This is a genomic window from Enterococcus sp. DIV1368d, from assembly GCF_050542975.1.
Taxonomy (GTDB): Bacteria; Bacillota; Bacilli; order Lactobacillales; family Enterococcaceae; genus Enterococcus_D; species Enterococcus_D casseliflavus.
Genome location: NZ_CP172939.1, coordinates 3,535,116 through 3,547,500, shown reverse-complemented (window position 1 = coordinate 3,547,500; position 12,385 = coordinate 3,535,116). Strand labels below are relative to the sequence as shown.

Below are 12,385 nucleotides of genomic sequence, written 5' to 3'. Positions count from 1 at the left end.
AAGCAGAGGGTCAGCGGTTCGATCCCGTTAACCCCCATATGAGTCGTTAGCTCAGTTGGTAGAGCATCTGACTTTTAATCAGAGGGTCACAGGTTCGAGCCCTGTACGACTCATAGTAATAACCTATGCGGGTGTGGCGGAATTGGCAGACGCACTAGATTTAGGATCTAGCGCCTTCGGGCGTGGGGGTTCAAGTCCCTTCACCCGCACTTCATTGCCGGCTTAGCTCAGTTGGTAGAGCATCTGATTTGTAATCAGAGGGTCGAGGGTTCAAGTCCTTTAGCCGGCATCAGGAATATGCGGAAATAGCTCAGTGGTAGAGCACCACCTTGCCAAGGTGGGGGTCGCGGGTTCGAACCCCGTTTTCCGCTTTGCCTTAGCAATTTTCAGCCGGGGTGGCGGAACTGGCAGACGCACAGGACTTAAAATCCTGCGGTGAGTGATCACCGTACCGGTTCGATTCCGGTCCTCGGCATTTCATAATATGCGCCCATAGCTCAATTGGATAGAGTGTTTGACTACGGATCAAAAGGTTAGGGGTTCGACTCCTCTTGGGCGCGTAGTCTTTTTATTTGTTTCATTTTTATTATCGGGAAGTAGCTCAGCTTGGTAGAGCACTTGGTTTGGGACCAAGGGGTCGCAGGTTCGAATCCTGTCTTCCCGATTTTTTGATGCCTGAAGCATTCGCTTCAGGCTTTTTTTGTGTTTTCAGCCAGTGAGAAGCCCTGAAAATATGATACAATAGTAAAAAACGAGGAGGAAATTGTTTGAAGGGAAAAATCATCAAAGCGCTAAGCGGATTTTATTATGTGGCATCAGAAGATGAAATCTTTCAAACCCGCGCTCGAGGAAATTTTCGGAATCGAAAAATCACTCCTTTGGTGGGGGATGAAGTGATCTTTGAAAGCAGCAATCAAACAGACGGTTATCTTTTAGAGATCTTGCCGCGAAAAAATGAGCTAGTTCGACCGCCAGTCGCAAATGTGGATCAAGGGGTGGTCGTGACAAGTCTAGTTGAGCCGAACTTCTCCTATAACCTATTGGACCGCTTTTTAGTGACGTTAGAGTATGAGGGGATCGAACCGATCATCTTTTTGACAAAAGCGGATCTTGTGAAAGATCTTGCCGCAATGAAAGCAATTGAGGAGACCTATCAAGCAATTGGCTACCACGTGATCACGTCAAAAGCAGAAGGCGAAGATCTATTGGAACTTCAACGGTACTTTCCTGAGCGGATCACCGTCTTTATGGGGCAATCCGGTGCTGGAAAGTCGACATTGCTGAATCGGATCGTCCCAGAATTGGCATTGGAAACAGGAGTGATCTCAGAATCTCTCGGGCGGGGGAAACATACGACCCGTCATGTGGAGCTCTTGCCGATTTGTGATGGATTGGTTGCCGATACACCAGGATTTAGTTCGATCGACTTTTTGGAAATCGAAGCGGTGGAGTTACCCAAACTATTTCCTGACTTTTTAGCGGTAGCTGCCAACTGTCGTTTTAGGGAATGTAGGCACCTTAATGAACCTGATTGTGCAGTTAAGCAGGGGGTTGCAGCAGATGAGATTGCCGAGACTCGTTATAAGAATTACGTGCAATTTTTAGAAGAGATTGAAAACCGACGTCCGGTTTATAAAAAGAAGAAAAAGTGAGGGAAAAGCATGATAAAACTAGCACCATCTATTTTAAGTGCCGATTTTGCAAATCTTCAAAGAGACATTGAGCTGGTAGAGCGCCATGGCGCAGATTATATTCACGTAGACGTGATGGACGGTCATTTCGTCCCTAATATTACCTTAGGCCCAAACATCGTTAAAGCGATTCGCCCAGTTACCAAACTGCCGTTGGATGTTCACCTAATGATCACCGAACCAGAAAAGTATATCCATGCCTTCGCAGAAGCTGGGGCAGATATCATTGGGATCCACGCGGAAGCAACACCTCATATCCATCGTGCGATCCAAATGATCGTGGCAGAAAATGTCAAAGCAGAAATCGTCATCAACCCAGGCACACCAGTATCAGCCATTGAACATGTTTTATCCATGTGTGATCAAGTGTTAGTCATGACGGTCAATCCAGGGTTTGGTGGGCAATCCTTTATTGAAGAATCACTAGAAAAAATTGCGGTACTGGCTGCTTTAAAAGAAGAAAAAGGCTACCATTATGATATCGAGGTAGATGGCGGGATCGTTCCTGAGACAGCCAAACGTTGCCTGGAAGCAGGTGCAAATGTCTTCGTAGCAGGAAGCTATATTTACGATGCCGATGAACCTGCAGCACAAATCAGAGCCTTGAAAGAAGCTTTGCAATAAATGAAGATTTTGTTAGCAGCAGGGGGGCGCCCTGAAAATTGGCCACCGCTGATGACCTATGACAAATACATTGGGATTGATCGCGGGGCATTGTTTTTGCTTCAGCACCAACGGCCAGTCGATCTAGCGATTGGTGATTTCGACTCTTTGACCGCAGGCGAACTGCAAGCAGTCAAACAACAAGTCAACACAGTGATCCAAGCTCCTGCTGAAAAAGATGATACAGATACCCAATTGGCATTGGTGGAGACGTTGCGTCGCTATCCAAAAGCGCAAATCGACTTGATTGGTGCAACAGGAGGACGTCTCGACCATCTTTTAGCCAATCTATGGCTGCCTTTAGAAGATCGGTTTCGTCCATTTGCCCCAAATCTGCGTTTTTTAGATCGTCAAAATGTCGTTCAGTTCTTTTTACCAGGCACCTATCAATTAGAAAAAGAACCCGAGATGCAGTATTTGGCGTATTGCTGTTTGACGCCGGTAACAGATTTGACGTTGATAGGTAGCAAGTATTTATTAGAAAATGTCCAAGTGCCGTACCCAACTTCTTATGCCAGCAATGAATTTCTGACACAAACAGCAGGTTTTTCCTTTAGCAGCGGGATGATAGCAGTCATTCAAAGTTGTGATTAAGAGACGAAACGTCTCTTTTTTTTGTTGAAAATTTCAGAAACTTAATTACAAAAAAAACATTAAGACGGTCAACTTAGCTTTTGTTTGCAGGGTATTAATGGTAAAATTGGAACTACAGTTTGGAATTATTTGAGGTGTCTTTGTGAAAAAGTTTAATCCTAATAAAAATATTATCATCACATTGATTATTGTGATTTTAGTTGTCACCGTATTAAGCGTGACGATCGCCCGCAGAGCTGCGGGAAACTCCACCAATGTTGTGCAATCAACGGTCAATGACTCCGTTGGCTTTATCGATAAAGTGATTACGGCGCCTTTTCGTTGGATCGAAAATGGTGCGAATTCAGTCAAAAACTTGTTTGTGACGTATGAAGAAAATGAACGTTTAAAAGAGAAATTGGACAGTTTTGATGAATTGGAACAAGCGAAGGACAATGCGCAAAGAGAAATCGATGCCTTGAAAGAAGAGCTAGAGCTGAATGCGACCTTGACGAATTATGAACGGATCTCCGCCAATGTCATCAATCGGTCACCTGATACTTGGCAAGATATGCTGATCGTGGATCGAGGCTCAAGAGACGGCGTTGAGGTCAACATGGCGGTCATGTCGCAAAAAGGCTTGATTGGTCGTGTGATAGAGGTCAATGCAGCTTCTTCTAAAATTGAACTTTTGACTTCTGAAAACCAGAATTCCAACCATTATCCGGTTCGGATCAGCGGCGAAGATGGGTCAAACTTTGGGATCCTAAGTAGTTACGATCAAAAAGAACGTTCCTTAGTCATTACCCAATTGACGGGGGACAATGAGCTGAAGGAAGGCGATGTCGTGCAGACCTCTGGATTAGGAGGAAACTCGCCCGCCGACTTAGCGATCGGAACAGTGATCCGTACCACCAAAGATGAGTTTGGTCTTGATACCCAAGTATTTGTAAAACCGTATGCCCAAATGTATGATATTCAAGCAGTAACGATTATCAAACGCTTGGCAGGTGAGGAATAGCCATGAAAAAGCATGACTACATCAAATACCTGGCAGCGGGCGTCTTCTTTTTGATGATGTTGGCAGATGGACAACTGACGCGTTTTTTGGAAAAATGGACCCAAGACAATTATATCGCCAGTGCGCATCTTTTATTGATCGCCCTTTTATGTGGCGCAAAGTATTTGCCGAAAAACTTTTTGATCACCACGGCGCTGGTGATCGGCTGTCTCTATGACGTGTATTATGTCGGTGTGATCGGCATCTACACGGTGGCGTTTCCCTTGATCGTATGGATCATGTATATTTTGAAAAATACGCTTTATCAAAATGTATTTACCATGTTTTTCGGAATGATCATCTTTGTTACAAGCTTAGAAGTTGTGACATTGGGGGTTCAATTGCTGTTTAAGATCGCATCAGTTAGCACGTCATTCTTTGTTTCCCGCTTTCTAGCACCAACGCTTTTATTGAACATCCTTTTGTTTATCCTTTTAGTCATTCCATTCATGAAGCTATTCAAAGACGAATAGCTTCATTTTTTTTGCGTTTGACTGTATAAAAATAACAGCGATTGAAATGTTTTTGTAATATTCCTTTTATCTCTCTGACATACGGCTGTGTTACAATCACACTATCGTGAAGGACTTTAGGTATTCTTAAGCATTTATACATAAAAAAACCATATTAGGGGAAGCAACAGCCGGAGGAATGAAGAGTGAAAAAGCGAATTTTATCTTTATTGTTAGTAAGTTCAATTGTTCTTACTTCTGCAGCAGCACCGACACTTGTCTTTGCATCAGATTTTGACAATAAAATTGAAGAAAAAAATCAAGAGATCTCTGACTTGCAAAACCAGCAAGCGAGCATCCAGTCACAAGTAGCAGCACTTGAAAGCGACGTGACTGCAATCAATGAAAAAGCCCAAACTTTGTTGCAACAACAAGGGGATTTGCGTGCGGATTCTGAAAAGTTGAAGCAAGAAATTGCCGATTTGAAAGTCAGAATCGAAAAGCGTGAAGAAGCGATCCAAAAACAAGCTCGTGATGTTCAAGTCAATGGACAAAGCACGAACTTTATTGATGCAGTATTAGAAGCTGACTCTTTAACAGATGCTATTGGCCGTGTGCAAGCAATGACGACGATCGTCAATGCTAACAAAGATCTTGTGGATCAACAAAAAGCAGACCAAGAAGCAGTTGAAGCGAAAAAAGCGGAAAACGACGATAAATTGGCAGAGATCGCAGCGAACCAATTTGAATTAGAAACACAATTAGGGGATCTACAAGCCAAACAAGCCGATTTGAATGTTTTGCAAGCGGAATTGGCTGTTCAACAAGCATCTAAAGAAGATGAAAAAGCTGATTTAGAAAAACAAAAAGAAGAATACGAAGCAGAACAAGCTCGCATCGCTGCGGAAGAAGCGGCGGCAGCAGCAGCTCGTGAACAAGCAGCACAAGAAGCAGCGGCTCAAGAAGCGGCAGCAGCTGAAGCAGCTACTCAGGAAGCAGCACCAAGCGAATCTTCAACGTCGAATTCAACGACATCAAGCGCCACAACAAATTCTAGTACGACGACTGATACTACGCAAGGCAGTTCATCACAAGGCAGCGGTTCAGCAAATACGACACCATCGACACCTGCCAATAATAACAATAGCAATAACAACCAAGGATCAAATAATAGCAGCAACGGTTCAAGCAGTACTCCTGCACCCGCACAAACGGTCAATGGTTCAGCAATCGTAGCAGAAGCAATGAAATACATTGGTACTCCTTATGTTTGGGGTGGTACGACACCAGACGGCTTTGACTGTTCTGGCTTTACACAATATGTATTTGCTAAAGTTGGGATCTCATTACCACGGGTAACGTACGCACAAGAATTTTCCGGTACGGTAATTTCGATCAACGAAGCAAAAGCCGGTGATTTGTTATTCTGGGGTAGCCGCGGAAGCACACACCACGTGGCGATCGCTATGGGTAACGGACAATACGTTCATGCACCAACACCTGGTCAAAATGTTTCTGTCAGCAGTTACTCTTATTACTCACCAGATTTCGCGGTGCGCGTAAACTAAATCAATTGAAGCTATTTCAAAAGCTGGCGTTTTACGTCAGCTTTTTTTGATTTCTGTTTTAAAAAACGTATGCTTTTTTTGTTTTCAGTCTTGCCAGAACATCTTATAATAGAAAAGAGAAAGGAAGCGGATAAAATGAACAAGACCTCGTCTTCCAGAGAAAAAATGATAACGGTTAAGTTTTATACGAATTATCTTTCTCGCATGATGATGCCGAATCTAAGTATTTTTATTGCATGGATGCTGATTTCATTCCTGCTGCCTTTGTTTTCAGTCGATCAACAAGTGATCCAGCAAATGGAACAAGGGGTCTTGACTGTGTTGCTGCCCCTCATGATTGCTTATACAGGTGGGCAAATGTTGGCACCTGAGCGAGGTGGGGTCGTAGGAGCAGTGGCGGTCTTAGGGGCTATTCTCGCAACGGATATTCCCCAAGTCTTTGGGGCGATGCTACTGGGTCCACTGGCAGGCTGGCTGTTGTATCGCAGTGATTCGTTCGTGAGTAAGGTCAAAAGTGGCTATGAGATGCTGGTGCGCAATTTTATTGCAGGTGCGCTTGGCGGACTCCTTTTTTTAGGTAGTTATTTCCTATTGGCGCCGCTTTTTAATTGGTTCAGTCTCGGCAGCTATCAGCTCGTGGATTATTTCGTTCGGCAAAATGTCTTGCCCTTTATTCATATCATTGTAGAACCATTGAAAGTTTTGTTTTTTAATAATATTGTCAACCATGGACTATTTACGCCGCTAGGAATCGAAGCCGCGGCAGTTAACGGTCAGTCGGTTTTATTTTTGATCGAGGCCAACCCCGGTCCGGGATTAGGGGTCTTAGCGGCGTATCTTTTCTTTGGTTCAAAGCGAAACCGAACGAATGCCGCAGCATCCATTTTTGTGCAGGCCATTGGCGGGATTCATGAAGTGTATTTCCCGTTTGTTCTGCTCGATCCTTGGGTGTTGCTCGGTCCGATCGTTGGTGGTTTCAGCGGTACACTGATCTTCCAATTTTTAGGAGTAGGCTTGAGAGCACCGGCGTCCCCGGGCTCGATTTTGGCGATTTTGCTCAATACACCGGCTTCTATGATCCTAGGTGTCTTAGCTGGGATTGTCGTCAGTACGGTCGTATCGTTTGCAATTGCTAGTGTGCTATTAAAACGGAAGACCAATACAGAAAATGAGGAGCGTAAGATGCCGAAAATGAAGAAAGTGACGGAGATCGTCGTGGCTTGTGACGCAGGGATGGGGTCCAGTGCAATCGGTGCCAGCATACTAAAGAAAGAGTTAGAAGAAGCCCAGCTAACGTTTCCTGTCCGCTATCAGTCGATTTATCGTGTGACGGATGATCCCAAGCTGTTAGTGATCACCCAACGGGAATTAGCAGCTATTGCCCAAAAGCAGACACCTCACGCACAGCATTATGTGTTAGATAATTTTTTGGCGGCAGATGAGTATACCCCGCTGATCCAAGAATTACAAAGAAGAGAACAGGATCCGCAAAAATCGCTACAAACCGAGGCAGCAAGTTCGCTAGGGTTTTCAACGATCATCTTTTTGTATACTGGAAAAAAACGCGGTTCACAAACGATGGCAGTGGAGATACTAAGAAAAATGGCCCGCCAACAAGCGCTTCCTTTGACCATCAAAAAAATGGCATATGAAGGACAAGCTCTTGATCCTACGGCAATCTATATCCTCCCGAAAGAACTTGCAGAAAAGTGCTCGATCCCAGATGTTCCTTTACTGGTGGTGGATGATTTATTGACGACAGATGCGTATCGTCAGTTACTGACAGAAGGAGTCGACTATGTTTTTGACCAATCGTGAAACACTTTTATTAACGGAATTGATGAATAGTACCGGTCCGGTTTCTTTAGATCGCATGATGCAAGTCTTAAAAGTCAGTAAACGAACGGTGTACCGTGAACTGGCTAATCTAGAAAAATCCCTGGAAACAGTAGGAGCTACCTTAGAGAAGGTCGGTCGTGGTCATTTCCAAATTTTTGCATCAGAAACGAGTATTCGCCAATTGCAAGAAGCCATTATGGCAGATACCGATCAAGAATTCGCGGCTAGTGAGCGGCAACACCGTATTTTGTTGCAACTGACTACCGCCACGAAGTCTGTATCCAGTCATTTTTTCTTGGAGCGTTACCAAATCAGCAATACGACGTTTTTTTCAGACATCAAACAGCTTGAAGAGAGTCTCGCACGGCTGCCGTTAAGGATCGTGCGCAATCAAGGGTATGAGATCGAAGGCTCCGAAAAGTATCGGCGGTTGATCACAGCCAATACACTAGTGATGGAGATCAATGAATACCAATTTTTCCATTTACTGGAAACCGATGATGAAGCCCCGTTTATTTTTCAATTTCTGTCCCGCGACCATCTATTGCTAGCCCAGCGGCTGATTCGGGAAACCATCGAGCCGCAGTTCAAGGAACTTAGTGACCGCAAATTAGCCTTTATCGTCTTGATGCTGGCGCTAGCCATGGATCGGGTAGCTTTGGGCTATACGGTGGAAGAAGAGACGTACCCGAGTCAGATCAACAAAGACTTGCTGAAGGTGGCGAAAAAGATTTTTGCTCAGATCGCCGAAAAGACGAAACTGCTTTATTCCATCAACGAAATCGTCTTTTTTGCCGTGTTACTAGGTGATTTTGCCAATTCCTTTGACCGTGATTTTTTTGATGACAATTTTGATACCGACTTGGCTTATCGTGTAAAACGCTTGATCGAATTGGTCAGTGAGCAAACAGAAGTGGCGTTTTATGAAGACACGAACTTGTATAAAATGCTGCTGACCCATATCTCAGGAGTAATGACGCGGGCTATTTTAGAAGAAGATCATTTGAACAACCCTATCCTAGAAAAAATCATGAACCAGTATGTCGAAATCGCCAGCGGGATTCGTAATCATCTGCCGCAGGTCTTTCCGCAGCAGCAGTTCTCGGAAGAAGAAATCGCCTATATGGTCCTACATTTTGCCAATTCGTTGGAAAAAAATCCGAAAGTGTTAGAAGTCAATATTGCAGGAATCTCTCCTAGCGGATTAGCCTCCATCAGTTTGTTAGAGATGCAGCTGCGGAAACATTTTCCCTTTATCAATCAAATCACCTTCTTTCGAGTGGGGGATGTCAAACGGGAAAATATCGAGGAGACCTATGACTTGGTGATCTCGACTTCATTGCTGCCAGGGTATCAAGGAGAGTACAAACTCGTTTCACCGATCCTGCTGGAAGAAGATATTCAAGAGTTGAAGAAGGCCTTCCAAGCCATTAGTCAGAAAAAACGTTCCGCCAAAAAAGCGCCCTCTGCTTTAGTCAAAGAGGAATCCTATGAAGCGGTCTTGGCTTTTATCGAAGCTATTAACCAGCTATTGGCGCTGTTTCAAGTGCAGGCGATTGATAACCCAGCGGACTTGGAAGAAACGTTGCAGCTGGTGCTGACGTCTTTTGATACACATGTTGTTTTGGATCGTGAGAAAGTTGTTGATCGTCTCTTAAGGCGCTACTTCCAAGCGCCAGTGGGCATTCCTGACACCCACTTTGCCTTGTTTCACGCGGCGAGTTCGGCGATCCTGCAACCTGTTTTTCGTATTTTCGATTTGAAACAGCCGCTGCCACTTCTAGCGATGGATAAAAAAGAAATCGCTGTTACCCGTTTATTAGTCATGCTGGCGCCCTATCCTATCAATGAAACAAGCTCTCAGATGTTAGGGAAGATCAGTGGTTCGATCATTATGAATGATCTAAATACGGAGATTTTTAATTCCGGCAATGATTCGATTATTTATCAGTTACTCTCTTCGCTCTTGATTGAAGAAGTAAAACAATAGGAGGGATCAGCGATGTATATTCCACAGGAGCGGATTTTGTTGGATCAACACTTTACCGATGCCACAGAGGCTCTGACAAAAATTGGCGAGTACTTAGTCAACCAGGAGATCGTCTCTTTACCTTATGTCAAAAGCCTTTTGCGGCGTCATCAAAAAACAGGTGTTTACATCGGTAACTTTGTTGCACTGCCCCATGGGGAAGAAGAAGCCCAGCAATGGATCAAGGAAGAAGGGCTCTTTTTGATCCAAGTGCCGGATGGCGTCGACTTCGGCACGAAGGAACAACCCAAAATCGCTACGATCCTTTTCGTAGTCGTCCTAAAAGAGCAGCAATTAGCTGTTTTGCAAGAAATCGCCTTTTTTTGTTCCGATATGCAAAATGTTCGGGCGCTGAGTGATGCCGAATCGGTTGAAGAGATCCAACAGATTTTGCTGGCAGAAGAATAAGCGGTCAGCAGCAGACGGGCTTGTAACAAGAGAAGCGAACGAAATGAGTGAATGAGCTGCCTCCGTGTGCTCGCTCTTTCTACCTTGTGTAGAAGGAGCGGGTACACTTTTTTTTTTTGCGTTTTGGCAAAATCCAAAAAAATGCTTCACGTGAAACATAACAAAAATAAGCGAGTGTAGGGGCTACTCGTGTTTTTTTGTTCAGTCTGTTTGGCTACAAGTTTTGGCACAGTTTTTTGTGCCAAAGTACGACTTTCGACCGTTTTGGGAAGCGCCTACAATAAGGGTGTAAGCAGACGAGAGGAGAGAAAAAAATGGAACAGACACAAAAAGCAGCCAAATCATCAGTAAAAGCAAAAGTTCAAAAATTAGGCAGTACGTTGTCGAGTATGGTGATGCCAAATATCGGCGCATTGATTGCATGGGGTGTATTAACGGCATTATTTATTCCAGATGGGTATTTACCAAATGAAGCCTTTGCAACGATGGTCGGTCCAATGCTAACGTATTTGATCCCAATCTTGATCGGGTATACTGGCGGGAAAGTGATTGCTGGTGACCGCGGAGCCGTGGTTGGGGCGATCGCAACGATGGGGGTCATCGTCGGAACGGATATCCCAATGCTATTGGGTGCGATGATCATGGGTCCTTTAGGCGGTTGGGTCATCAAGAAATTTGACGAGATCTTCCAAGACAAAGTTCGCGCTGGCTTTGAAATGTTGGTCAACAACTTTTCATCAGGTTTGATCGGTTTTGCCTTAGCATTACTGGGCTTTGTAGCAATCGGGCCAGTTGTGAACACCTTGACAGAAGCAATGGCAGCAGGGGTCGAAGTAATCGTCAATGCCCACTTGATTCCATTAGCCAATATCTTTATTGAACCAGCAAAAATCTTATTCTTAAACAATGCTATCAACCATGGAATTTTGACACCACTAGGCACTGAGCAGGTCAGCGAATTTGGGAAATCGATCCTTTACTTATTAGAAGCCAATCCTGGACCTGGTTTAGGAGTCTTGCTAGCCTTCACTTTCTTCGGAAAAGGAGCAGCGAAATCTTCGGCACCTGGAGCGATCATCATTCACTTTATCGGTGGGATCCATGAGATCTACTTCCCATACGTCATGATGAAACCATTGATGTTCTTAGCAGTGATTGCCGGCGGTGTATCAGGAAGCTTTACCTTCCAATTGCTAGGTGCAGGCTTACGGGCACCTGCTTCACCAGGTTCGATCATTGCGATCTTAGCAATGACGCCATTCAACTCAGTGATGAGTGTCGTTTCTGTCTTAGCCGGAATTGCCGTAGGAGCAGGCGTGTCCTTTATCGTCGCTGCCGCGATCTTGAAAGCGGATGCGAAGGATACGGTGGATAATTTTGAAGAAAAAGTACAACAAACGCAAGCAGCAAAACTCAGCTCAAAAGGCTTGGCGGCTCAACCAATGACTGGCATCAATCGTATCATCTTCGCATGTGATGCAGGCATGGGCTCCAGTGCTATGGGGGCATCGATCTTACGGAAAAAAGTCAAAGAAGCGGGTCTTCCACAAAATGTTTCTAATTCCGCCATCAACAATTTGACGGACGATGCCAATACGCTGATCGTCACTCAAGAAGAATTGCAAGAACGTGCCAAACAAAAAGCGCCAAATGCGACCTTTGTCGCGGTTGAAAATTTCCTGAACTCTCCACGGTACGATGAAATCGTAGCCACATTGTCAGGGACTAAGACAGCGGGGGAGACAGCAAAAAAGTCTGAAGCAGGCAACCAGATAGATGTTCCTTCCGCCAATGACCTTAAGCAAGTCAGTGAAATCATTTTGGCCCACGATGATCGCAAAGGTTCGGCAACGATGGCACAGAAAGTTTTCCAAGATCTTTTAGCCAAAGAAGCTCTGACGATGCCAATCAGAAAAAGCCATATCAATGATCTCCATGCCAACGCCTCTTCACTGGTGATCACAAAAGAAGCCCTAACGCCGCAAGCGCAAACGTCAGCGCCAGAAGCGATCCACCTATCTGTCAATAATTTGATGGGAACGACGAACTATCAACGGATCGTAGCATCGATCAAAGCAGCGAATTAAGAAAGGATGAGCCGA

10 protein-coding genes and 8 tRNA genes (1 of these 18 running past the window's edge) are annotated in these 12,385 nt (G+C 44.6%); all 18 read left to right on the top strand.

Features of this window, described 5'->3' with window-relative positions:
- Positions 1–37, top strand: a tRNA-Val gene (locus IGJ44_RS16755) (it extends 36 nt beyond the left edge of the window).
- Positions 38–40: 3 nt separating this feature from the next.
- Positions 41–113 (top strand) — tRNA-Lys (locus IGJ44_RS16750).
- Positions 114–127: 14 nt separating this feature from the next.
- A tRNA-Leu gene (locus IGJ44_RS16745) sits at positions 128–209 on the top strand.
- Positions 210–216: 7 nt separating this feature from the next.
- Positions 217–289 (top strand) — tRNA-Thr (locus IGJ44_RS16740).
- A gap of 10 nt (positions 290–299) precedes the next feature.
- Positions 300–371 (top strand) — tRNA-Gly (locus IGJ44_RS16735).
- A gap of 18 nt (positions 372–389) precedes the next feature.
- Positions 390–475 (top strand) — tRNA-Leu (locus tag IGJ44_RS16730).
- Between the two features lie 11 nt (positions 476–486).
- Positions 487–560, top strand: a tRNA-Arg gene (locus IGJ44_RS16725).
- Between the two features lie 30 nt (positions 561–590).
- A tRNA-Pro gene (locus IGJ44_RS16720) sits at positions 591–664 on the top strand.
- Between the two features lie 103 nt (positions 665–767).
- Positions 768–1,652, top strand: coding sequence for a ribosome small subunit-dependent GTPase A (rsgA, locus tag IGJ44_RS16715; protein ID WP_016608316.1), 885 nt, complete (start codon positions 768–770; stop codon positions 1,650–1,652).
- Positions 1,653–1,661: 9 nt separating this feature from the next.
- Positions 1,662–2,315, top strand: coding sequence for a ribulose-phosphate 3-epimerase (rpe, locus tag IGJ44_RS16710; protein ID WP_015510634.1), 654 nt, complete (start codon positions 1,662–1,664; stop codon positions 2,313–2,315).
- A complete protein-coding gene (locus IGJ44_RS16705) occupies positions 2,316–2,948 on the top strand; it encodes a thiamine diphosphokinase (protein ID WP_081117068.1) in 633 nt (210 codons plus the stop codon).
- Between the two features lie 142 nt (positions 2,949–3,090).
- Complete coding sequence (gene mreC / locus IGJ44_RS16700; RefSeq protein WP_010748844.1) at positions 3,091–3,948, top strand: rod shape-determining protein MreC; 858 nt, start codon at positions 3,091–3,093, stop codon at positions 3,946–3,948.
- A gap of 2 nt (positions 3,949–3,950) precedes the next feature.
- A complete protein-coding gene (gene mreD / locus IGJ44_RS16695; RefSeq protein ID WP_005232950.1) occupies positions 3,951–4,460 on the top strand; it encodes a rod shape-determining protein MreD in 510 nt (169 codons plus the stop codon).
- A gap of 185 nt (positions 4,461–4,645) precedes the next feature.
- Complete coding sequence (locus tag IGJ44_RS16690) at positions 4,646–6,007, top strand: NlpC/P60 family protein (RefSeq protein WP_008381675.1); 1,362 nt, start codon at positions 4,646–4,648, stop codon at positions 6,005–6,007.
- Between the two features lie 69 nt (positions 6,008–6,076).
- A complete protein-coding gene (locus IGJ44_RS16685) occupies positions 6,077–7,825 on the top strand; it encodes a PTS sugar transporter (protein WP_167827265.1) in 1,749 nt (582 codons plus the stop codon).
- A complete protein-coding gene (locus IGJ44_RS16680) occupies positions 7,806–9,836 on the top strand; it encodes a BglG family transcription antiterminator (protein ID WP_167827264.1) in 2,031 nt (676 codons plus the stop codon). Before IGJ44_RS16685 ends, IGJ44_RS16680 begins: the two co-directional genes overlap by 20 nt.
- A gap of 12 nt (positions 9,837–9,848) precedes the next feature.
- A complete protein-coding gene (locus IGJ44_RS16675; protein WP_016612038.1) occupies positions 9,849–10,283 on the top strand; it encodes a PTS sugar transporter subunit IIA in 435 nt (144 codons plus the stop codon).
- A 314-nt stretch (positions 10,284–10,597) separates the two neighbouring features.
- Positions 10,598–12,370, top strand: coding sequence for a PTS mannitol transporter subunit IICBA (locus tag IGJ44_RS16670; protein ID WP_074536328.1), 1,773 nt, complete (start codon positions 10,598–10,600; stop codon positions 12,368–12,370).
- Positions 12,371–12,385 lie beyond the last annotated feature (15 nt).

What these genes read in the sequence shown, in the direction of transcription:
- IGJ44_RS16675 (WP_016612038.1), top strand. Translation starts at nt 9,849, where the DNA reads ATGTATATTCCACAGGAGCGGATTTTGTTGGATCAACACTTTACCGAT.
- IGJ44_RS16670 (WP_074536328.1), top strand. Translation starts at nt 10,598, where the DNA reads ATGGAACAGACACAAAAAGCAGCCAAATCATCAGTAAAAGCAAAAGTT.
- IGJ44_RS16680 (WP_167827264.1), top strand. Translation starts at nt 7,806, where the DNA reads ATGTTTTTGACCAATCGTGAAACACTTTTATTAACGGAATTGATGAAT.
- rpe (WP_015510634.1), top strand. Translation starts at nt 1,662, where the DNA reads ATGATAAAACTAGCACCATCTATTTTAAGTGCCGATTTTGCAAATCTT.
- IGJ44_RS16705 (WP_081117068.1), top strand. Translation starts at nt 2,316, where the DNA reads ATGAAGATTTTGTTAGCAGCAGGGGGGCGCCCTGAAAATTGGCCACCG.
- mreD (WP_005232950.1), top strand. Translation starts at nt 3,951, where the DNA reads ATGAAAAAGCATGACTACATCAAATACCTGGCAGCGGGCGTCTTCTTT.
- IGJ44_RS16685 (WP_167827265.1), top strand. Translation starts at nt 6,077, where the DNA reads ATGCTTTTTTTGTTTTCAGTCTTGCCAGAACATCTTATAATAGAAAAG.